We start from the raw sequence: 21,445 nt of genomic DNA on the forward strand, positions 1-21,445 counted from the left end.
AGAAATTCTCGGATTTTTTCATTTTGCTTTAAAAAACTATTTTTAGGGGTGGGATTTTGTTGAAAAATATTTTAATTGCTATTCGACCTTTTTCTTTTATTGCTACTATTTTACCTGTAACTGCTGGTGCAATGATTGCTGAAAATTTCTCTTTTTCTTTATACATTATTTCGCTTCTCGCTGCAATTTTTATTCATGCTGGTGTAAATACTACAAATGACTATTTTGATTTTAAAAAAGGCATTGACACAAAAGATTCTTTAGGGTCAAGTGGTTTATTAATTAATAATATTTTAAAACCCAAAGATATTTTTATCATAAGTATAATATCTTATATTTTATCCATAATTTTAGGTTTATTTCTGATTTATAAAGTAGGTATTGGCATTTTTTGGTTTGGCTTATTGGGAATTATATTAGGTTACTCTTATACTGGATTTCCTTTGCATTTAAAGTACAAAGCACTTGGAATTCCTCTTGTGTTTACTTTAATGGGCCCTTTAATGGTGCTTGGTTCTTATTATGTTCAAACAAAACATCTTTCAGATATTGTCTTTTTACTTTCAATACCAATCGGAATATCCACAATATTAATACTTCTTTCAAATGATATAAGAGATATAGAACATGATAAAAAAAGCAAAATAATCACGTTACCTATACTTTTAGGTGAAAAAAAATCTATTATTCTTTATTTAATCCTTGCGATTTCAATTTATTTTTTTATTTTTTATTTAATTTACATAGGTATTTTCAACTTTTATGCAGTATTGTCATTATTTTCACTTTTTATATACATTCACATTTTTAAAAAATTTTTACATCATTCAAGTAAAAAAGAAATTGCAATGGTTGATCGTTTTTCCGCTATTGCAGAGATTATATTAACTATCACTATTTTAATAGCTTTAGTTAATTAGAGAAAATCTAATAATAATATTTTTTCACTGTATTTTCCTTCAAGAATATCTTTAATGGATACATTTTTTATTATTTCATAAAAAATTTTATTCATCCAATTCCAGAAATTTTGAGCTTTGCAATTATTGAATTTCGGACAATTCTCAACACATACAACAATAGATATGTCCTGATCAAATGCTTTTATAATATCCAATAAAAAGAGCTCATTCGATGGTTTGTGAGCGTAAAAACCTCCTCTTCTCCCTTGAATAGATTTAATAATCTCTTTTGACTTTAAATAATATAAAATTTTTGTTGTAAATTTATATGATAAAAATTCTTTTTGTGCTATTTCTTTTGAAGATAATACTTTATTTTCCAAATATAATCTTAAAACTATTCTTAATGCATATCTTATATGTTTTTGATTAAACATGTATTCGCCTCCTAAAAATTTTATATTATATTAATTATTATTTTTTATTTTAAATAAACTATGGGGGATATAAATATGGATAATATAATGAATTATCAACTTGAAGTAATAAAAATAATGAAAAAATCTTTAAAAAATAATTTACCGAAACCTATTTTTGAATCTCTTCCAAAATATGGTAAAATGCTCAGAACACAACTTGGTATTTTGATGTTTGATAAGTATTCATTTAAAATCAACAAACAACACATTCATACTTTTGCAGCTATAGAATTAATACATTTAGCTTCTTTATTACATGATGATGTAATAGATGGTGCAAAAATTAGAAGAAATAAAAAAACTATAAATACCATTTTTTCTACAGAAACTGCTATCACCGTTGGAGATATTATTTTAATTATAGCTTTTCAACTCATAGAATCTTTAAATTTAAATATTTTGAGAGAATATTTTTTATATTCACTCAAAAATATGGCAAAAGCAGAATTAATAGAACAATTGAATAAAAATAAAATTATTTCAAAAAAAATATATTTTGAAATAATAAAAGGTAAAACGGGAGCATTATTTGGTTTGTCTGCTAGTCTTCCTTCAATTTTCAAAAGAAGTTTTAATAAAAAAGATTATAAAATTGGAGAAACTTTAGGTATATTATACCAGATATTCGATGATATTAATGATTTTAAAAAAACAGAAAATACTGGAAAAAGCACTTTTTTAGATATAAAAAATGGAATAATATCTTTTCCTATTATTTTAGCTTTCGAAAAAGATTTAAATAATGTAAAATTCTTAATAGAAAACAAAGAATGGGAAAAATTATTAATTTTTTTAGAAGAAAATGATATTATCAATTATTCAAAAAAAATATTATTCAAAAAAATTCAATCTTTTAAAAAACAATATAACTGGCTTTCAGAATATATCGATAATACATTCAAAATAAATTAACAAGCCTCCATTAGGAGGCTTGTTAATCTTTATTTAAACTTTAATGCTATAGCTCCAAAATGAACAGCGTGTTCTGTTGCTGCATTATCAAACAATGCAACAGCAAAATAATACGTTTTCGACAAGTCATCAAACTCTATATCATATCCTATTGGATCGCCTATTGTAACTAATCTTCTTTTAAATTCAATTGTCCATATACCATTCTTCCATTTTGCCTCCGTTAAAACATCTCCTCTCCCACCATTAAATGGTTCTACTATTATACCAGGAATCATAATATCCTTTGGCACGACATTTCCATCTTCATCAATTAAATCTGTACCTTTAATTTTAACTATTCTTTTAGCTTCTCCAAGCCTTATTTCGGATGTATATATCCAATATCTTTCACCTTTTCCAGGTAACCAATACATTGGAACTTTTATTCTATTTATTGTTTGATCATTATTTTTATATCCTCCACTAGTTTTCATGTCTCCTTTTCTACCATTAGTTTCAGAATATATTAAATGTTTATCATCGGTTTGACCAACTGTTCCTGACCGAACATATTTAAAATGCCAAATATCGCCAACTTCTTCAGATGAATTTGTTGCTTTATATGGCGGATGACAAACAACCATACAACCTACTTCATTAAATCCTTTTATAGAATCATTAATATTCCATAAAAAAGCAAATTTGTCTTCATACATTGCAGGTTCAATTACTTTTCCATTTTTTATTATCGGATGTTTTGGACCATGAACCCATTTTCCATCTTTAAACATCCAGGGTTGTCTCTTAATAGTCATTTTATCATCTTTATATTGAACAAGAAAGTATATATAATCATTATCATAAACAGATTTTAAAGTTACTTTATAAAAATATTCATTTTCATTTATTTTTGCAACTTCAGGATTATTAAAACCTTCAAAGTAACTAGGAACCTTAAGATCTAATTCAATAGGTTTCGCTTTTTTCCAAACTTCATCAATTATCCCATCCAATTTTGGTCCTTTCTCTACCTTGACGGAAATCAGGTCAATAGAATAAATAAATACTGAACTTACTAAAATTATAAATATTAAGATTTTTTTCATATTAATCACCTCCTTATCATCTCCTTATTCAGAAGAATCTAATTCTTTATTATTCTTCCAAACTTCATCAAAAAGTTTAAATTCTCCCTCATCTGAAATATCATGACAAGAAAAACAATTCCCATCAAAATGTTCACTAAAATAATGAATTGGATGAATTATCTTTTTAAATGACTTTTCCCCTAAATTCTCATGACATAATAAACAATATAAAACGCCCTGTTCATCTACAGTTTCTTTTCTTAGAGCTGGATGTTCTTCTATTTTCTTTACTTCTGCATATAACGTGTAATCAAACACCTCTTCACCTCTTGTTACAACTTTATGACAACTACTACATCCTCTTTCTTCAAGATGTAAAATATCATCTTCATCCTCTTTTTCTGTGTCTGCAAAAACAATTAATGAGAATAATATCAAAGCTACAAACAACATCGTTATTTTTAAAATTTTCATTTTATCACCCCCCTATATAAGTTTTGGATCATTATTTTTTTTCATATAAATCTCAGGATAATTGTCAACACAACCCTTCTCTTGCATTTCTATTTTCAATGATTCTTTCAATGATAATAATTCTATTTTTAATTTTTCAATCTTGTCTAATACTTCATCAATATATTTTATACTATTGGTGACTATATTTATATTTTGTCTTCCGCAATAGGGACATTCTGTTATTATTATAGTGTGTAATTTCTGTTGTTTATCTATAATATAAGATTCACCACAATAAAAACACTTTACTGTTCCTTCTGTTTCCACATATGGAAGATACTTTCGATCAATTTTATTCATAAAATCACCTACCCAAATTTATAAAGAATTCCATAATTTCCTTTTGGATATTTCCAATCTATATTATTATAAGGACATACTATTCTACATGTTCCACATTCAAGGCATCCTTCAAATTTAATTTCCATTATTTCCCCTTCCCATTCATAAACTCCTGCTGGACAACAATTTATACATGGTTTGTTCTCACATTTTTCACAAACTCCCATATCCTTTATTTTTAAATGTGAATTTTCTTCATCTGCTCTATATCTATTTAAAAATAGTTTATCTTCTATTCTCATTATCTCACACCTCTCCAAAATTTCAATGCATCAAGTGCTATTCCTATTAATCCTCTTTTTTTTCTAATCATCTCAAATATATCTTTTTGCATATCCCATTTAGGCGTACCATCGATATTTAAAAATTTATAAGCAGCATCGTTCACTAATGCTGGGTATACTTCAAAAAATTGGTGGTTTTTTTCCATAATTGTTGTAAGATCTTTATACTTTTTTAAATCTTTTATTATAAATGTCTTTTTCAATTTTAAATAATATTTTTTTAATGTTTTTGCTGAAAAATCATTTTTTTCAAATGCTTCTATTAAAGTATTGGCTGCTAGCATCCCAGAAGTAATAGCATGATTTGAACCTTCTCTATGTATTGAATTAACCATCATACCAGCATCACCAACAACCAAAATATTATTACCATAAATTTTTGGCATAGCATAATATCCACCTTCCGGTATTAAATGCGCCATATATTCATTTGCTGAATTTTTGTATTCTCCTAATAAATCTGTAATTATTGGATTATCTTTCAATTTTTGTAATAATTCATATGGTCTAATTGAATTATTTTTCATTAAATCCTCCAATAAAACCCCCGCTCCTAAAGATATTGATTCTTTATTAGAATATAAAAATGCTATTCCCATCATTCCATTTGACCAACTTCCTATTATTTCAATTGTTGCACCTTCTCCGAATCTTACGCCAAAAATATCATTTATTTTTTCATTTGGCATTGGAATTATTTCTTTTACTGCTATAGCAACCATTTTAGGCTTAATATCTTCTTTTCTTAATCCGGCTTTTATTGTTAAAATCGGATTAACTCCTTCAGCTATAATTACAGCTTTGCACTTCAAATTTCCTTCAGGTCTTGAAGTTTTCACCCCTATTAATTTTCCATCTTCGTAAATAAAATCTTCTACTTTTGTCTTTGGAATTATCAATCCTCCAACTTCTGATACTTTACCTGCAAACCATGAATCAAACTTCGCTCTTAATACAGTATATGCATTAGGATTATCTTTCCATTTTTCATTTCTATGACCTATTTTAACAACACCATCATCATTTAATATCCACATATTTTGCTCTATTATATTTCTTTCTACTACTTTTTTCTTTATTAATTCATTAATTATGTTCTTTGAAATTAATTTTTTTAACGGATCTAAATATAAAACCCCTCCCATCACATTTTTTGAACCAGGATATTCTCCTTTTTCAATAACTGCTACGTTTATTCCTGCTGTGGCTAATTTATATGCTGCAGATAATCCTGCTGGCCCTGCACCTACAATTATTACATCGTATTCAATCATTTTTTCACCCCGCTTTTTAATCTTTTCTCAATTTCTTCAATTAAAGCGGGAACTATTTTATGTAAATCACCTACTATTCCGATATCAGCAATATCAAATATTGGGGCCTTCTCATCTTTATTTATTGCTATTATAATATTAGATTCTTTAATACCAACAATATGTTGAATTGCTCCGGAAATTCCACATGCAAAGTATACGATAGGTCTAATAGTTTTTCCTGTTTGTCCAACCTGATGTTCAGATTCAATCCATCCTTTTTTTACCGCTGCCCTCGATGCTCCTACTTCTCCGCCTAAAAGTTCTGCTAATCTCTTTAACATCTTAAAACCTTCTTTTCCGCCAACACCATTCCCACCAGAAACAACTATTTGAGCATATTGCAAATTAGAACCACTTTTTACAGGTATCGCTTCTATTATTTCTATAAGATTATCTATCTGATTAAATTGGTATTCTTCTATTATTATCTCACCTCTTTTATTAAAATCTAAAGAAGATTCTTTCATAACGCCAGGTCTTACAGTAGCCATTTGCGGAGTATGTTCTGGACAAAAAATTGTTGCCATCAAATTTCCTCCAAATGTTGGTCTAGTCATAGCAAGTAATTCTTTTTCCGGAATAATATCAAGGCCTGTACAGTCAGCAGTTAATCCTGTTTTCAATTCTGTTGCAATCATTCCTGCTAATTCTCTTCCTTCTAATGTTGCTCCTATCAAAAATATTTCAGGTTGATATTTTTTTACCATTTCAACAATAACTTTTTGATATTTATAATTTATATAGTCATTTAATTCTGAACTTTTTACATATAGTACTTTATCAGCTCCATGATAAATGGTTTCTTTGCATATATGCTCTAAATCTTCACCTAAAATTACTCCCCAAACGTCACTTCCTTCAAGTTTAAAAGATAAATCTTTTGCTTTTGAAATTAATTCCCATGAAACAGGATGTGCTTTTTTTCCTATGGTTTCTATAAATACAAAAATGTGCGAATGTTTCATAGTTTATCACATCCTAAAATTTTTTCAAACATTTCGGAAAGCCTTATTGATTCAAATGATTTTAAAACTTCAAATAATTTTTCCACAACTTCCTGCGGGCTTTCATTTTTTGATATTATATCTCCACCTTTTCTTGCCGGAGGAATATTCGTTCTTACAACTCGAGTTGGAGAACCAAAAAAACCACATTTTTTTAAATCTGCTCCTATATCTTTTGCATTAAAGATTTTAGGTTGATATTTTATAGCTTTTATTAAATCTGGTAAAGAACCATATCTTGGAGTTCCGAACTCTTCAGTAATAGTTAATAAGGCTGGTATTTTTATTTTTATTCTTTCATACCCTCTATCCAATCTTCTTAAAGCTATTATATGTGTATCATTTATTTCTTCGATTTTTTCCACATAAGCCCCCAAAGAATACTTTCGTCTTGTTGCAATTCCTGGTCCCACCTGTCCTGTATCCCCATCAGCTGCCTGCTTACCAGTGAGTATCAAATCAAATTTTCCAAATTCTGTTTCTATTTTGTTTATTCCTAAATTTAATGCATAAGTTGTTGCGAGTGTGTCTGCTCCTGCAAATGCCCTATCACTTAACAGAAAAGCTTCGTCAAGACCAAAAATCATCGCATCTCTCAAAGCATTTATTGCCTGTGGTGGACCCATTGTTAATATTGCGACTCTCGCAGAATATTTTTCTTTCAATTGTGCTCCTAATTCAAGTGCTTTTAAATCATCTGGATTTATAACAGCAGGAATACCCTCCCTAATTAAATTATTTGTTTTGCGATCTATTCTTACATTTGATGTATCTGGTATTTGTTTAATACAAACTAAAACATTCATAAAAATCCCCCCTCATGCATAGCTATGCAATCCATATAACAAATAATTTACTCCAAAAAATGTAAATATCATAAGAATGAAAGCTACAATTGCTAAAATTATGCTTTTTTTACCTTTCCAACTCATCAAATATCGCGAGTGTAAATACCCAGCGTAAAAAAACCATGTTATCAAGCTCCATGTTTCTTTCGGATCCCAGCTCCAAAATCTTCCCCAAGAATATTTTGCCCATATTGCACCAAATATTAAAGCTCCAAGAGTAAAAAAAGGGAAACCTATTAATATAGATTTATAAGTCAGCTCATCCATTTTTTGTTTTTTTTCAGGATCTTTGGAAATTAAATATATTAATGCCGAAGCAAATGAAATTATAAAAAAGACTTCTCCTATAAAAGCAAATGAAACATGCAAAACTAACCAATAACTTTGCAATGCTGGAACTGGTGGAGATATTTCAGAGGATACTAAAGGGGATGATGAAATTGCAAAAAAAGATGTTAAGGTAGCTATTGATACAAAAATAACCTGTTTATTTATTTTATATTTTTTATAAAAATAATACACTACAAAAGTACCTAACCAAGCTATAAAAGTCACTGCTTCAAATGTAGAGGTTATTGGAAAAAATCCCATTTTTATACCTCTCAACAAAAGTCCTGGTGTTTCAACAAATCCTGCAATCAATAATACATATACACTTGTTTTTTCAAAAACATCTTTTTTTGAAAATAATGATATTATAGAAATTATTAATGCAACTAAATAAATACCAAAAGATATAGTATAAAATGTTATATCTGTCATATTCTCCCCCCTAAAATTCGGATAGATATTTTTTTTCATATATTATTACTTTTATTTTATCTTTTTCTTTATAAGCTATTATTTTATTATAATCACGCTTTATTGAAAAAATAACACCCAATGATATAATTAATAAAGCTATAAACATTCCAGTATCCCCTTTTGATGTACTATATAACAATCCTGTTTTTTCAATTTTTTCATATCCTATTATTTTTGCTTTAATATTAAAGCCAGGAGGATCTGAAGGATAATCTATTTTTTCAAAAACCCATTGTCTCGCAAGTTTTATCCCTAAATAATCATAGTATTCAACTAAAATTGCAGGATTAACAGGATCATTACTCATATTAAAGATTTTTCCATTTTTCACTTTAAGATGAGGGATAAATCTACTTATTTTTATATGATAATTTTCAACATCAAAATCTTTTAACTCAGGACCTTCATAAGTATAATTCAATCCATCAAAATACAATTTTACATTCCATCCTATTTTATAAGACCATTGATATAATCTTCCATGTTCTAAATTTAAAGGTTTGTTAACTTCAATATTTGCAATATTATTTTTGTATTTCACTTTGGATATCCAATCTTTTACCATTCCATTATCATAGTTTTCAACAATAAAATCCATAAGCATAAGCTTTTCATCTTCTATTTGAAATTCATCACCTGGAGATAAATAAAATGTTTCTGTTTGTGTTGTTAAACCTATTATCAACCCACTTATTATAGCTATTAATATCCCAATATGTATAAAATCAGGACCTATCTTCCCAATTAAAGATCTTACTGCAAATATTTCTCCTTCTTTTATTTTTACCTTATACTTGCTTTTTTTTAGTTTTTTTATCAATTCATCCATATTCCCTTCAAAATATACAATATTATTAGTGTTCACATTATTTGAAAATATAACTGGATATATTTTTAAAATTCTAAATAAAGTACAAAAAAGTGTATTTATAAAAAATAAAGATAATAAAAAACCAAAAAGTATAGAATTTGAGTAATGATCTAATTGTAACAATACTATTAATTTTCCAAAAAGAGCGCCATATTTTGAATAATAATATTCAGGTATTTGATGTTGTGGAACAAATGTTCCCAATGCAGAAAAAATAGAAATAATTATCATTAATATTACAGCCAGTTTGATTGATTTTAACCATTTAAAAATCATTTATTCCCCTCCCATTCCTCTATACCATGAACAAAATTATAATGGCAATCAAAACAAGATAACCCCTGTTCTTCAACCTTTAATTGTTCATGTATCTTCATACCATAAAATTCTACTTCCATATAAGGTTTTTCTTCTCCCTCAGCATGACATTCTAAACATGTATCAACGGAAAGATTTTCTTCTAAAGCAATTTTTTCCCAGTGTTCTTTATAATTTTTATACCAATCTTCTCTATTTTCAGGATGCCCTTCTGTAAAATAAATCCATGCTTCTTTTAACCCACCCAATTTTGCTTTTGTAAACCCTGTTATATCATCAGGGATATGGCAATCAGCACAAGAAACATCTGCTTTACCATGAGGTGATTCATAAAATTCTTTTTTAAAATACGGATGACAACTTAAACAAAATGCATCTGTAGAAGTTACCTCTATAGTTATTACAAGCAATATTCCTCCAATAATAATCACTATCAATAAAATTAACATAAGTTTCTCAAATGGTTTTATCAAATTAAGCAATACACTTATTGCTAATGATGCAAAAAGGAATAATGAAATTATGAATTCTACAATTAATTTTAAAAAATTTGTTATTTTTCTCATATAATCACCTCAATGGAATTATTATAATCACCAAAACTAACCATATAATATGAGTATATATACTTACAGCCACATTTCCTGTAATATAATAAGCAAAAGAAAAAATAAATCCAATAATAAAGGCAGATAAAATTAAAATCACATTTTGTGTTGGTATATATATAAATGCATATAATAAAGAAGATAATAATAAAGCAATAATTGGGTTATTTACTTTATCTATAATAAATTTACTAATGAACCCTCTCCATATTATTTCCTCAAATAATGATATGAAAAATACTATCATAAGAATTGCCAGGAATTTCTGATTGTTTATTACATAATAAAAACTTTCTATTTCTTCTCTAAATATTTCAAAAAAATTCACTATAAATCTAAATATCCAAAACATAAAATATAATAATATAGATATCCAGAATATCATAACAATTTCTATCATATTTACTTTAATATTAAAATCTCCTTTCAATATCACTGATAAAAAGGATATGAAAAACATTAAAATAAGCATTGTATAAAAAGATTTGTTTGAGAAAAAAACATAATATGCAGATAAATAAGAAAAAAATAATACTATAAAAAAACTTATAAAACTTATTTTTTTATTCATTTCATCCCCCCTTAAGCAATAAATTAAATACAGATTACAAAAAAATTACTATAAAAGCATATAAATATTTTATTAATTTTTTATTCACTAAAATTATATACCTATTTTTGATATATTTCAATATCGGAATATTTCGATTTTTAAATATAATTTAATTATACTATACTTAATTAGTATTATTTTGTTATAATCATATTTTTATATATTTTCTACTAAAAAACTGGAAGTACAATTATATACTTCCAGTTTTTTAATTATTAATATTAACTTTTCATATTCCTATTTCTTGTGTTCTTAAATATTTAATTTTACCTTTACTTTTCAAAATTCCCAATATATTGCTTTCTTCATTTTCTTCAATAGCTATTTCAAATCTTACATCAGTCATAAATTCCTGATTTGTAATTTTCCAGCCATTTACTCTTTTTAATAACCTTTCAATTTCTGCATATCTGGAATAATCAGTTTTAACTTCATATATTTTTAAATCTATATATTTTCCTATTTTTGAATTTAATACTGTTTCTTCCGCACAACTGGAATAAGCATCTATTAATCCTCTTACACCTAATTTAATTCCACCAAAATAACGTGTAACTACAACTACTATGTTAATCAAATTATGTTTTTCAATAATACCAAAAATTGGCTTTCCAGCTGTTCCAGAGGGCTCTCCATCATCGGAATAATTAAATTTATTTTCTTTAACTTTATACGCCCAACAATTATGAGTGGCATTTCTATATTTAGATGAAATTTCTTTTATAAATTCTTTTGCTTCTTTTTCTGTATTTACTTTCTTTACATTGCCAATAAATTCAGAACGTTTTATTTTTATCCTTGTTTCAACTGGACTTAATATTGAAAAATATATTTTGATCACCTCTTTTTTTAATAATATAAAAACTCTCAGCTAAGCTGAGAGTTTAGACTTATTTTTTATTAAAATAATTCTGCTTTTCCATTAGAGCCAAGAACTTCCATTCTATCTGTTATTACTTTTATAGTATATTCTCTTGCCAATTTAAAATATTTCCTTGGATCAAATTCTTTTGGATTTCCATTTAAAAATTCTCTTAAACCAGCAACAAAGGCTATTCTTAAATCCGTATCTGTATTTACCTTATTAATTCCATATTTTACGGCCTCTCTTAATATTTCAGATGGAACTCCTTTAGCACCTCCAAAATCTGCTCCGTGTTTTTCTGCTATTTCCACAAATTCTGGAACTACCGAAGATGCACCATGTAAAACAAGAGGTCTTTTAACATATTCTTTTACTTTTTTTATTCTATCATAATCTATTTTAGCTTTACCTTTAAATTTGAAAGCTCCATGTGATGTTCCAACTGCTGGTGCTAAGAAATCAACATCTGTTTCTTCAACAAAGATTTTTGCTTCTTCGGGATTTACCAAAACATTTTCTTCTGCTACTGCTTCATCTTCAACACCTGCTAATTGACCTAATTCTGCTTCTACTGAAACGCCTGCTGCGTGAGCTATCTTTACTATTTCTTTTGTTATTCTCAAATTTTCTTCAAAAGGATGTTCTGAAGCATCTATCATAACTGATGAATAACCAGCTTTTATTGCTGCAACTATATATTCAAAACTTTTCCCATGATCAAGATGCAAAGATACTGGTATATCTACCTGCGCTGCAAATGTTTTTACCATTTTAACAAATATTTCTGCACCTTTCCTGAAATCTCCATTCCCGGCATATTTCATTGCTCCTTGACTTGTTTCAATAATAACCGGTGAATTCATTTTCACTCCAGCTTCAATGATATAATGTAAAAATTCAAGATTATTAATATTTAAAGCTGGAACACCATATCCATGTTTATCTGCATTTTCTAAAATAACTTTAGTATCTACATAAGGCATTTTAACCCCTCCCAACAATAAATTTAATGTTCAAAGTTATTATATCATAATACTGTTAAATCTCTTCTAACCAATTTACATTATCCAAAACAATTGCCAACTCTTCGAATAACTTTTCAAAAAATGCTTTTTTCAATCCTTTTGTCTTAGATGCATAATGATCTATATTCCTTAAAATTGAATATGCAGAATCCTTTGAAATTATATTTGATAATTCTTTTATATTTTCAGCCATTATTTTATATTCATAATTATCCAGTATTTTTATAATATCATCTTCTTCAAGATTTTCGATGTATTTATTTATTCTTAATATCATTGTATTTTTTTCTGATATATTCATTTTCTTTATCTTATTTAGGATATTATTATCAAGTTCAAAAAGAATTTTTTCTGGTATTGGATAGTCTTCGCTATTTTCAAGAAAATTAACAAACGTTCTTGCAGCCTCTGGACCTACTATACCGGCTGCCAATATATAACCATATTCCTTAATTTCATCTTCAGTCATATTTTTCAAAACTCTATCTAATTTATACCAACTTCTGGGACTTGGTTTTAAATCTAAATGTAAAGAGACATTTTTTCCGTTTGAAATAAACTCAGGATATTTTTTTATAAAATCTATAATTTCTTTTGATATTTTCATTTCACTTGCCCATTGTACCCATTCCTCTGTATCTGCATTTAAATTAATATGAAAAAAACGGGACATAAATGCTGGATCTGTTATCAAATCTATCTGGTCATAATCTTCATCTGGTGGATTTGCAGCTGCTACTATCCAAGTACCTTCTGGCAATATGTGGTTGTGAATTCTTCTATCCAGCAATAATTGCATAATCGCATTTCTTATTGAACGGTGAGCTCTGTTTATTTCATCTATCATTATAATACTATTATCTTTCTCTGGCCACCAATCTGGTTTTAAAAAAACTGTTTTGTTATTATCTCTTGACGGTAATCCTATTAAATCTCCCGGTTCCATTTGAGATATAACCAGTATTATCAATTCTCTATTACTTTCTTTTGCAATTTCTCTTATTATATCTGTTTTTCCTACACCAAAATGCCCCCATATTAAAGGTATTTCACCTGACTCCATTATTTTTTTAGATAAAAATTTTATATCTTTTGGTTTCATAAAATCACCTACCCATTTGAATTGAATCTTCTTTTTGTAATTTCTTCCTGAACTTTCATATACCCATTCTTTATTGCTAATTTTCCTTTATTTGTAGTTTTAAGCTGGTTTTTTATTTTCTCCATCTCTGGTTTTATTTTATCCATTCTTTTTTTATCATCTTCCAATAGTTTCTTTACTCTATTTATTATCAAATCTGAAGTAGAAAATCTTTCCATCTTTTGTAGTACTGTTTTTCTTTGCTCAAGAATTCTTGGAAGAACTTCATAATCTTCATTTAATATTATTCTATCAATTAATTTTTCAAGATTATCAAGATTTTCAATTAATTCTTTTACTTCTTTTATATTTTCCATTTTAAATCCCTCTTTTTTGAGATTTTTTATCTCTTAAATAAGCCTTGATATATTCTATTTCTTCAACATTCATACCATAATCCCACCAATATGGCAAAATTGAATTATTCAAAAGTAGAGGATCCGTATCTATTTCAAGCCATCCTTTTGATACTAATTCCATATATTGTGGAGTATTTGGAATTGGTGTAAACTCATTAACAGATGGTATAATACCAAGTTCCATACAAAAATCTATTCCTTTTATTACGTCATTAACTTTTTGTCCTGGTAAATTTGCCATTATATAAGCTGACGTTTCATTTAATCCTTCATTTAATAAATAATTCGAAGCTCTAATTAAATCTTCGTTGCTTACCTTACCACCTGTTTTTTTCTGCATTTCTTCGTCTGATGTTTCATAACCCAACTTTATTACTTTAAAATTAGCTTTTGAAAAAAGTTTTGCTATTTTTCTATTGACTAATTTTGCATGAATACCATTTGGCAAATGATATCTAATTTTAAATTGAGAAAGCTTTTCTAATAGTTCTTCCTTTTGAGGATGTATCAAAAATGCATCATCAAAAAAAACCACATCTTTAACTTTCTTTTTTGATAAAACATTTTCTATTCCTTTTATTATTTTTTTCACACTTCTTATTTGATATTTCCACATACGTGGTGTTACGCAATATGTGCATTTAAACGGACATCCTATTGAAGAAGTTATTACTATATAAGGTACATCAGAATATAAATCATAGAAAGGATCAAGTTCTTCAAACCAGTCTATATTTTTTATATTTATATTATAAAAATCAAAAAGCTTTTTAATTGCAATATTTCCTGTTCCATTAATTACTTTAACATTCAATTTTTCAAATGTTCTTTTTGCATGAAGAGGCATAACATTTACATATATTCCACCTAAAAATATTGGTTTCTCTGGAAATACTTTTCTTATTATTTCTATAGTTTTATAAACTCCATAATACCAATAAGTCATTACAGACGTAACAATAATTCCATCTACGTTTTTATATTCCTTTAATTTCTTTATAAATACTTCTTCTGGCAACCCATATCTTTTAAATTTCCTTGGAATATCTTTAATAATTTCCGGTTTTTCCACCTGTTCATAATAATATTTACCCGTTCCGTAATATCTATCCTTAATAAAATTTATTTCTTTAAAATATTCATCGTATCTATTCATTAAATCTATTAAATTAACTTCAAATCCATGATATTTTAATATACTTCCAATATATAATAAACCTAATGGTTTTTGCCAGAAATCATATGCTGCTGTATCATATACCCAGGGATTTATAAGCAGAAAATGCTTCATTGTTATCTCCTTTCATACATCTCATAAAAAACATTCAATCCTTTAAGAGTTAAATATTGATCATATATATTAAATTCTGGAATAACCCCTTTTAAGGATTTTCCAATTCCTCCTGTTATAACAATTTTGAATTTAGTATCATATTCTTTTTCAATATCTTTCAATAATTGTTGAATTCCATATACAACTGTTTTGATTATCCCTATTTGAATATTATCTATTGTATTTTTCCCTACTGAATAATTCAAAAATTTCAATTCTACCTGTGGTAATTTTGCAGTTTTAGAAAACAACGACATCATTTGGGTATTTATCCCAGGAATTATAGACCCACCTATAAAATTTCCTTTATATACTACATCTATTGTTATTGCCGTACCAAAATCTATTCCTATTGCATTATTTCCATAATATTTCTTTAAAGCTAATACATTTGCAACTCTATCAGCTCCAACCTCTTTTGGATAATCTACATCTAATTTCATATCCTTTATCTTAATTCCACTTACAAATACAGCATCTACATTATAATATTTCTTTGCATATCTGCTCAAAATATAATTTACAGATGGAACTACAGAAGAAATAACAACAGCATTTATATCTTTTTCACCTATATTTATTCTATTCAGTAAAGGAAAAAGGTGAGAATACAATTCATCTTCTGTTTCAAATGATTGTGTCCCTATTCGCCAAACACTTAAAAATTGGTTTTCATATAATCCAACAACTATGTGTGTATTTCCTACGTCAAATAACAACCTCATATTATTCCTCCCAGATTTCAGATGAAGCTTTTCTTAATCTATTCATTATAGAAATCCCAAGTCCTTCATCTTTTACCCCTTCTATTATTATTACATCATTATCCTTTCTGTCAGCATTTCTCAAAATATCAAATAAATTTACTGCAAATTTAAAATATTCATTTTTCCCTCCTGAAATTATTATATCATATGATTTGAAATATTTTGTATCTTCTTCAAATAACACAAGCAATGGTTTTTTATATCTTTTTATTATTTCTTTTATTATATCTATCCTTCTATTTGAATATTCAACTAAAATAGTTTTTTTATCAGGCGCATAATGACGATATTTCATACCAGGTGCTTTTGCAATATCGACTTTACTTTTCCCATATATGAAATCCGGAATTATAATATCTCCAAAAATTTCTTTTAATTTTTCTGGAATTATCGGCCCTGGTCTTAATAAAGTTGGGGTTTTTTCAGTCAAATCTATTACTGTTGACTCAAGTCCGAAATCCACATCTCCACCATCAATTATTATATTTACTCTGCCATACATATCTTCTATGACATGTTTTGCTATTGTAGGACTAGGTTTACCAGATAGATTTGCACTTGGTGCTGCAATCGGCGTATTTGAAAGTTCTATAAGCTTTTTAGCTATTGGATGTGCTGGAATTCTTACAGCCACTGTATCCCTATTAGCAGATACTATATCAGGAACTTTACTTTTCTTCTTTAATACAAAAGTTATTGGACCAGGTATCAAAACCTTTATTTTTTCAAATAGTTCTTCAGATATATATGCTATATCATGTATTTTTTCCGGACCGTCTATGTGTAATATCAAAGGATTATCAGAAGGTCTTCCTTTTGCCTTATATATTTTTTTTACCGCCATATCATTTAATCCATCTGCTCCGAGGCCATATACTGTTTCTGTTGGAAAAACAACCAGTCCTCCATCTTTTATTTTATCTGCTGCTAACTTTAATTTCTCAATTTCTATATTTAACGGATTTATCTTTATTATTTTAGTTTTTAATTTCATATTTTATAACCTCCTAAAAAATATATTCATCCTAACCGTTACTTTGAAAATATATTAGGCTGCCTAAAAAATCTAAGCGTAAATTGATATAATTGATTTTTTATTCTAATATAGGTTGTCTAAAAAGTCTCAAATGAAACGAAGGCTCGAAGATTGCCCTTAACACACCTACGGTGGGTTATTGGATTAAAAAATTTGATTTTAATAAAAAAACTTTTGAGCTATCGCTCTCTTACAGTGGGTAATTGGGAAAAATAATTTTTATTATATAATTATAAATCCTTTTCCCTTGGATTTTTTATACCTAAAAAATCTAAGCGTAAATGAAAGCCGTCAAAAAAACAGGATGTTTTTTTGAGCGAAGCTTTTTCATGGATGAAAAATCGATGCGACGGCTGAGAATGAATAATTTTAAGGATTAGCAATCAAGCTGCCTGAGTGAATTTGACTTTTTAGACATTGTAATTCTAATACTAATTTTTTATTTTTGTCTAATTTTTGTATAATTATTATTGTATAATAAAAATAATAAATATATTTGGAGGTTTGCAATGAAAATTTTCAAAAAAAAGATTGTCTGGGATATTTTATTCATTATATACCTTATTATATTAATATATTTTGCTACTGTTCCAAAACCACCATTTAATTATACACGATTTAAGGGTGAAGACAAAATCTGGCATTTTGTGGCTTATGCTGGAGGAATGTTTTTATTTTTGAAAAGTTATTTTAATAGAAAATTTTTCTTATATTTTTTTGGAAGTATCATTTTGACTCTTCCAGTTACAAGTGAATATATTCAGGCACTATCGCCTTACAGACAATTTTCTATGTTTGATGCTCTGGCAAGTTATGCGGGAATATTTGCTGTCACGTTGTTTATAATACTACAAAATATTATTAAAAAAAGGATTTCCTGATGGAAATCCTTTATTTTTTATCTTCTTTTATTATCTCTTCTTTCACATTAATATATTCTACTCCACCCTTTTCAATTTGAATCTCATCTTCACCTTTTTCCCATGCTTCAAATTTTTTCATAACAAGATCATATGTTTTTTCACTAACCTCTGGCAATTTCCCTCCTAATATTCCTTTAACATCATCAAAACCTTTTTTTACTGCGTCTTTTAATAAATTAATTTTGGATTTATCTCCTCCTGATATAGACTTTGCAAACTCTATTATTCTATCAGAAACAGCTTCAGGACTCCATTGTCCATCTTCCAATTCTTTTTTCATTTCTGCTTTTTCTGAATCTGTAATACCAAGTTGCTTTTTTATCTTATCTTCAACCCATGTTTTAAATTCATCATATAATTTTTGTGAATCTGCTTTTAATTCTTTCCACCGGTTTGGATTAATTTGAATATTTTTTTTCACCATAGAAGAGTACGTTGCTTTCATATACTCTATTTCTGTTTTCACATAAACATCACCTTTAAAATTTTTTTCTTTACTTTTTAATTCATTATTTCCTTTTTCTGATATTTTTTTTATACTGGAATACTTAAAATATTCAAAATTGTTATCGATTCTCATATTATCACCTCCATATTAAAAATCGACCATTTTTATATTTTATTAAATAAAAAGCTCCCATAAGGGAGCTTTTTATTGTATTTTAAATCTTTTTAATCCTTCTACGAGCGTTTCAGATTTTGCTTTTAACTCTTCAGTATAATCCTCCAATTGTTTCACACTCTCGCTTTGAGTATTTATAGATTGCGCAATACTGTTAATTTCATCAGATATCATTGATACTTCCTGAGTTATTTTATCCATACCATTTGAAACTTCTTCAGTTGAAGCACTCTGCTCCTCAGAACTGGAGCTTAAATCTTCGATATTTACAGTAATCTGTTGAATCTTATCCAATATTAATTTAAACTTTTCTTCTATCTTTAATGATTCATTTTCAACATTTTTAATTATATATCCCGTTTTCTCCGTTGCTTCGCTGGCATCATTCGCACCATTTTGAATCTCCAATAAAATCTGGGCTATTTGTTCAGTAGCCTTCTTCGACTCTTCTGCTAACTTTCTAATTTCATCCGCAACAACGGCAAATCCTTTACCTGCTTCTCCAGCTCTTGCTGCCTCAATTGCTGCATTTAATGCCAATAAATTTGTCTGTTCTGTAATGTTTTCTATAGTTTCCACTATTTGACCTATATTTTCTGCATTTGATACTAATTCTTTTACTGTATTCACTGTTTTATTTGATTGTTCCACCGCCTGAGATATTATTTCTGCAATTTTTACAACTGATTCATTTCCTTCTTTTGCTGTTTCTGAAACATCAAAAGCCTCTTTCGATAAACTCTGTGCTCTCTCTGAAATATTTTGCGCAGCGGCTGTTATCTCTTCTATACCTGAATTAATTTCTTCAACAGAAGATGCAGCTGAATCTGAACTTACATTTATTTTCTCAGTTTTTTCATTAATCATAAGCATTTGTTCAGTCTGAATTTCAACATTTTTATTTATATCATTCGCCATATTTTCCAGATCTTCAGAAGACTTTCTCACTTCCTTTAAATAATTAACAAGATTATCAGACATATAATTAAGAGATTCAGATATTTTCGCAATCTCATCTTTACCTTTTATTTCAAATTTTTGAGTTAAATCTCCTTCACCAAATTTTTTCACTTTTTCTGCCAAATCTATTAATGGCTTTGAAATAGAATTACCCAACACCAGTGAAATTATCAAAGATATTATCATTGCGATTAAAACCACTATATTAAAGAATTGTATTAACCTTTTTGTATCACCTAAAAGTTCACTTTCTGGAATAGATATTGCAGCAGCCCAATTTAAATTCTTTATTGGAACATAAAATAATATTCTTTTTTCACTATTACTTTCTATTTTTCCATATCCTTTTTCACCGTTTAGCATTTTATTTACTAATTCATTTAATCCATTATAACTAGAATCATATACATTTTTTCCAACAAATTCCTTCAAAGAATGTGCAACAATTATACCTTTAGAATCAACTATAAAACTATGAATATTTTTTTCTTCATCTGAAGTTAAAAAAGATAAAAATTTATTTATTGAAATTGTTGCTCCAATCAATCCAATTGTATTATTATTTTCATCTTTAATTGAATGAGCGACAACAACAATTGAAGAACCATCTGCTTTAGAAATCAACACATCACTAATGGCAATTTCACTACCGGCCATAATTTCTTTAAAATAATTTCTATCCTTTATATTTGTTTTCACATCTGAAGTTGTATAAGCATCGCCATTTATATTTGCAATAAATAACATAGAAAAATCATCTAATATTTTTAAATCCTTTTTTAACACCTCAATAGAATCTTTAAAATTCATGCTTTTTAATATTTTTTTATTAGAAACAAGTTCTATTTGATGAACCAACCCGTTGAAAAAATTTTCAATTTCTCTTGATTGTTGTTGAAGGTGTGAAAAAGAAGATTCAGAAGCCATATTTTTTAATGTATTTCCCAAATAAAAATACAAAAACAAACCCACAAAAATTCCTGCTGAAATAATAACCCCAGAAAATACCGCTGCAATTTTTGTTTTTATAGAACGCACCTTATTCACCTCCAGCTTTAAAATACTATTTGCATTTTTATTATACCACTAAAACATCACACCTATTATACAAATATTTATCGCTTAAATAAAGGGATAACATTATTTAATTAAAAATTTGTAAATATATGTGATTTTATATAATTAATAAGCAATTCATATTATAAAACAAAAAAGCAGCCGTTGAAGGCTGCTTTAAAAATATCATATGGAAAAAGATAGTTTCGGACTAAGCCATAAAGCTTGGAGTTTCCATATGATTACAGTTGGCATAGATATCTCATCATGTCTATTATATCACTTTTATTAATATTTTGTCAAGTATATATTATAAAAAAAAACCCCAGTCTTTCGACTGGGGGAAATAAAAAGAGGGGCGCTACCTACTCTCGCATGGATTTCCCATACTACCATCGGCCTGGATATGCTTAACGGTCGGGTTCGGCATGGTTCCGCGTGTTCCCATATCCAGTATCTGCACCCCTCAAA

The 21,445-nt window shown here is 27.7% G+C and carries 24 protein-coding genes and 1 rRNA gene; 3 read left to right on the plus strand and 22 right to left on the minus strand.

The genetic code is table 11. The features are described 5' to 3' along the window. Positions 1 to 59 precede the first annotated feature (59 nt). Positions 60 to 920, plus strand: a complete 861-nt coding sequence (locus XO12_RS03285; protein ID WP_197073327.1) for a prenyltransferase — start codon at positions 60 to 62, stop codon at positions 918 to 920. Here XO12_RS03285 and XO12_RS03290 read toward each other — a convergent pair. Beyond that, positions 917 to 1,339 (minus strand): Rrf2 family transcriptional regulator, encoded by a 423-nt coding sequence (locus XO12_RS03290; RefSeq protein ID WP_047265769.1) that lies wholly within the window; start codon positions 1,337 to 1,339, stop codon positions 917 to 919. The genes XO12_RS03285 and XO12_RS03290 overlap by 4 nt on opposite strands. A gap of 75 nt (positions 1,340 to 1,414) precedes the next feature. Between XO12_RS03290 and XO12_RS03295 the strand changes: the two genes are divergently transcribed. After that, the gene (locus tag XO12_RS03295; RefSeq protein WP_047265770.1) at positions 1,415 to 2,293 is read left to right on the plus strand and encodes a polyprenyl synthetase family protein; all 879 of its coding nucleotides are present in this window, start codon (positions 1,415 to 1,417) and stop codon (positions 2,291 to 2,293) included. A 29-nt stretch (positions 2,294 to 2,322) separates the two neighbouring features. Here the strand turns inward: XO12_RS03295 and XO12_RS03300 are convergent, their stop codons facing one another. The 18 genes from XO12_RS03300 to XO12_RS03385 all read right to left on the minus strand — a co-directional run bounded on the left by XO12_RS03300 (position 2,323) and on the right by XO12_RS03385 (position 17,371). Then, complete coding sequence (locus XO12_RS03300) at positions 2,323 to 3,381, minus strand: ethylbenzene dehydrogenase-related protein (protein WP_047265771.1); 1,059 nt, start codon at positions 3,379 to 3,381, stop codon at positions 2,323 to 2,325. A 24-nt stretch (positions 3,382 to 3,405) separates the two neighbouring features. After that, entirely contained in the window at positions 3,406 to 3,837 is a 432-nt protein-coding gene (locus XO12_RS03305) for a hypothetical protein (RefSeq protein WP_047265772.1), read from the minus strand. 12 nt (positions 3,838 to 3,849) lie between these two features. Next, positions 3,850 to 4,179, minus strand: coding sequence for a hypothetical protein (locus XO12_RS03310; protein ID WP_047265773.1), 330 nt, complete (start codon positions 4,177 to 4,179; stop codon positions 3,850 to 3,852). An 8-nt stretch (positions 4,180 to 4,187) separates the two neighbouring features. Then, entirely contained in the window at positions 4,188 to 4,463 is a 276-nt protein-coding gene (locus XO12_RS03315; protein WP_047265774.1) for a ferredoxin family protein, read from the minus strand. Beyond that, positions 4,463 to 5,779, minus strand: coding sequence for an FAD-dependent oxidoreductase (locus XO12_RS03320; RefSeq protein ID WP_047265775.1), 1,317 nt, complete (start codon positions 5,777 to 5,779; stop codon positions 4,463 to 4,465). Before XO12_RS03320 ends, XO12_RS03315 begins: the two co-directional genes overlap by 1 nt. Beyond that, on the minus strand, positions 5,776 to 6,786 hold the full coding sequence (locus tag XO12_RS03325) for an electron transfer flavoprotein subunit alpha/FixB family protein (RefSeq protein WP_047265776.1): 1,011 nt from the start codon (positions 6,784 to 6,786) through the stop codon (positions 5,776 to 5,778). The genes XO12_RS03320 and XO12_RS03325 overlap by 4 nt, the downstream gene beginning before the upstream one ends. Beyond that, positions 6,783 to 7,631 carry an electron transfer flavoprotein subunit beta/FixA family protein gene (locus XO12_RS03330; RefSeq protein ID WP_047265777.1) on the minus strand — a complete coding sequence of 283 codons (849 nt, stop codon included), beginning with the start codon at positions 7,629 to 7,631 and terminating at the stop codon, positions 6,783 to 6,785. The genes XO12_RS03325 and XO12_RS03330 overlap by 4 nt, the downstream gene beginning before the upstream one ends. A gap of 12 nt (positions 7,632 to 7,643) precedes the next feature. Continuing rightward, positions 7,644 to 8,435, minus strand: coding sequence for a cytochrome c biogenesis protein CcsA (gene ccsA, locus XO12_RS03335; RefSeq protein ID WP_047265778.1), 792 nt, complete (start codon positions 8,433 to 8,435; stop codon positions 7,644 to 7,646). 10 nt (positions 8,436 to 8,445) lie between these two features. Further along, positions 8,446 to 9,624, minus strand: coding sequence for a cytochrome c biogenesis protein ResB (locus XO12_RS03340; protein WP_047265779.1), 1,179 nt, complete (start codon positions 9,622 to 9,624; stop codon positions 8,446 to 8,448). Next, positions 9,621 to 10,232, minus strand: coding sequence for a NapC/NirT family cytochrome c (locus tag XO12_RS03345; protein WP_052913184.1), 612 nt, complete (start codon positions 10,230 to 10,232; stop codon positions 9,621 to 9,623). Before XO12_RS03345 ends, XO12_RS03340 begins: the two co-directional genes overlap by 4 nt. Before the next feature lie 4 nt (positions 10,233 to 10,236). Then, on the minus strand, positions 10,237 to 10,845 hold the full coding sequence (locus XO12_RS03350) for a CPBP family intramembrane glutamic endopeptidase (RefSeq protein ID WP_047265780.1): 609 nt from the start codon (positions 10,843 to 10,845) through the stop codon (positions 10,237 to 10,239). A 271-nt stretch (positions 10,846 to 11,116) separates the two neighbouring features. Further along, positions 11,117 to 11,728 carry a YigZ family protein gene (locus XO12_RS03355; RefSeq protein WP_047265781.1) on the minus strand — a complete coding sequence of 204 codons (612 nt, stop codon included), beginning with the start codon at positions 11,726 to 11,728 and terminating at the stop codon, positions 11,117 to 11,119. Between the two features lie 59 nt (positions 11,729 to 11,787). Then, complete coding sequence (gene fba / locus XO12_RS03360) at positions 11,788 to 12,735, minus strand: class II fructose-1,6-bisphosphate aldolase (RefSeq protein WP_047265782.1); 948 nt, start codon at positions 12,733 to 12,735, stop codon at positions 11,788 to 11,790. A gap of 55 nt (positions 12,736 to 12,790) precedes the next feature. Then, the gene (locus tag XO12_RS03365) at positions 12,791 to 13,879 is read right to left on the minus strand and encodes an AAA family ATPase (protein WP_175419668.1); all 1,089 of its coding nucleotides are present in this window, start codon (positions 13,877 to 13,879) and stop codon (positions 12,791 to 12,793) included. Between the two features lie 8 nt (positions 13,880 to 13,887). Then, entirely contained in the window at positions 13,888 to 14,235 is a 348-nt protein-coding gene (locus XO12_RS03370; RefSeq protein WP_175419669.1) for a hypothetical protein, read from the minus strand. Between the two features lies 1 nt (position 14,236). Continuing rightward, positions 14,237 to 15,568 carry a radical SAM protein gene (locus tag XO12_RS03375; RefSeq protein ID WP_175419670.1) on the minus strand — a complete coding sequence of 444 codons (1,332 nt, stop codon included), beginning with the start codon at positions 15,566 to 15,568 and terminating at the stop codon, positions 14,237 to 14,239. A 2-nt stretch (positions 15,569 to 15,570) separates the two neighbouring features. Continuing rightward, on the minus strand, positions 15,571 to 16,335 hold the full coding sequence (locus XO12_RS03380) for a type III pantothenate kinase (RefSeq protein WP_175419671.1): 765 nt from the start codon (positions 16,333 to 16,335) through the stop codon (positions 15,571 to 15,573). A gap of 1 nt (position 16,336) precedes the next feature. Further along, positions 16,337 to 17,371, minus strand: a complete 1,035-nt coding sequence (locus tag XO12_RS03385) for an L-threonylcarbamoyladenylate synthase (RefSeq protein WP_175419672.1) — start codon at positions 17,369 to 17,371, stop codon at positions 16,337 to 16,339. Between the two features lie 551 nt (positions 17,372 to 17,922). Between XO12_RS03385 and XO12_RS03390 the strand changes: the two genes are divergently transcribed. Then, complete coding sequence (locus XO12_RS03390) at positions 17,923 to 18,294, plus strand: hypothetical protein (protein ID WP_052913185.1); 372 nt, start codon at positions 17,923 to 17,925, stop codon at positions 18,292 to 18,294. 10 nt (positions 18,295 to 18,304) lie between these two features. On the opposite strand, the gene XO12_RS03395 is transcribed toward XO12_RS03390, so the two are convergent. The 3 genes from XO12_RS03395 to rrf all read right to left on the minus strand — a co-directional run bounded on the left by XO12_RS03395 (position 18,305) and on the right by rrf (position 21,441). Beyond that, on the minus strand, positions 18,305 to 18,916 hold the full coding sequence (locus XO12_RS03395; protein WP_052913186.1) for a hypothetical protein: 612 nt from the start codon (positions 18,914 to 18,916) through the stop codon (positions 18,305 to 18,307). A gap of 72 nt (positions 18,917 to 18,988) precedes the next feature. Next, complete coding sequence (locus XO12_RS03400) at positions 18,989 to 20,956, minus strand: methyl-accepting chemotaxis protein (RefSeq protein WP_047265788.1); 1,968 nt, start codon at positions 20,954 to 20,956, stop codon at positions 18,989 to 18,991. Between the two features lie 371 nt (positions 20,957 to 21,327). Then, positions 21,328 to 21,441 (minus strand): 5S ribosomal RNA (gene rrf / locus XO12_RS03405). Positions 21,442 to 21,445 lie beyond the last annotated feature (4 nt).

The organism is Marinitoga sp. 1154, from assembly GCF_013363285.1.
Taxonomy (GTDB): domain Bacteria; phylum Thermotogota; class Thermotogae; order Petrotogales; family Petrotogaceae; genus Marinitoga.

What these genes read in the sequence shown, in the direction of transcription:
- ccsA (WP_047265778.1), bottom strand. Translation starts at nt 8,435, where the DNA reads ATGACAGATATAACATTTTATACTATATCTTTTGGTATTTATTTAGTT.
- XO12_RS03370 (WP_175419669.1), bottom strand. Translation starts at nt 14,235, where the DNA reads ATGGAAAATATAAAAGAAGTAAAAGAATTAATTGAAAATCTTGATAAT.
- XO12_RS03325 (WP_047265776.1), bottom strand. Translation starts at nt 6,786, where the DNA reads ATGAAACATTCGCACATTTTTGTATTTATAGAAACCATAGGAAAAAAA.
- XO12_RS03395 (WP_052913186.1), bottom strand. Translation starts at nt 18,916, where the DNA reads ATGAGAATCGATAACAATTTTGAATATTTTAAGTATTCCAGTATAAAA.
- XO12_RS03315 (WP_047265774.1), bottom strand. Translation starts at nt 4,463, where the DNA reads ATGAGAATAGAAGATAAACTATTTTTAAATAGATATAGAGCAGATGAA.
- XO12_RS03380 (WP_175419671.1), bottom strand. Translation starts at nt 16,335, where the DNA reads ATGAGGTTGTTATTTGACGTAGGAAATACACACATAGTTGTTGGATTA.
- XO12_RS03390 (WP_052913185.1), top strand. Translation starts at nt 17,923, where the DNA reads ATGAAAATTTTCAAAAAAAAGATTGTCTGGGATATTTTATTCATTATA.
- XO12_RS03365 (WP_175419668.1), bottom strand. Translation starts at nt 13,879, where the DNA reads ATGAAACCAAAAGATATAAAATTTTTATCTAAAAAAATAATGGAGTCA.
- XO12_RS03305 (WP_047265772.1), bottom strand. Translation starts at nt 3,837, where the DNA reads ATGAAAATTTTAAAAATAACGATGTTGTTTGTAGCTTTGATATTATTC.
- XO12_RS03345 (WP_052913184.1), bottom strand. Translation starts at nt 10,232, where the DNA reads ATGAGAAAAATAACAAATTTTTTAAAATTAATTGTAGAATTCATAATT.
- XO12_RS03330 (WP_047265777.1), bottom strand. Translation starts at nt 7,631, where the DNA reads ATGAATGTTTTAGTTTGTATTAAACAAATACCAGATACATCAAATGTA.
- XO12_RS03320 (WP_047265775.1), bottom strand. Translation starts at nt 5,779, where the DNA reads ATGATTGAATACGATGTAATAATTGTAGGTGCAGGGCCAGCAGGATTA.
- XO12_RS03350 (WP_047265780.1), bottom strand. Translation starts at nt 10,845, where the DNA reads ATGAATAAAAAAATAAGTTTTATAAGTTTTTTTATAGTATTATTTTTT.
- fba (WP_047265782.1), bottom strand. Translation starts at nt 12,735, where the DNA reads ATGCCTTATGTAGATACTAAAGTTATTTTAGAAAATGCAGATAAACAT.
- XO12_RS03310 (WP_047265773.1), bottom strand. Translation starts at nt 4,179, where the DNA reads ATGAATAAAATTGATCGAAAGTATCTTCCATATGTGGAAACAGAAGGA.
- XO12_RS03290 (WP_047265769.1), bottom strand. Translation starts at nt 1,339, where the DNA reads ATGTTTAATCAAAAACATATAAGATATGCATTAAGAATAGTTTTAAGA.
- XO12_RS03340 (WP_047265779.1), bottom strand. Translation starts at nt 9,624, where the DNA reads ATGATTTTTAAATGGTTAAAATCAATCAAACTGGCTGTAATATTAATG.
- XO12_RS03385 (WP_175419672.1), bottom strand. Translation starts at nt 17,371, where the DNA reads ATGAAATTAAAAACTAAAATAATAAAGATAAATCCGTTAAATATAGAA.
- XO12_RS03375 (WP_175419670.1), bottom strand. Translation starts at nt 15,568, where the DNA reads ATGAAGCATTTTCTGCTTATAAATCCCTGGGTATATGATACAGCAGCA.
- XO12_RS03300 (WP_047265771.1), bottom strand. Translation starts at nt 3,381, where the DNA reads ATGAAAAAAATCTTAATATTTATAATTTTAGTAAGTTCAGTATTTATT.
- XO12_RS03295 (WP_047265770.1), top strand. Translation starts at nt 1,415, where the DNA reads ATGGATAATATAATGAATTATCAACTTGAAGTAATAAAAATAATGAAA.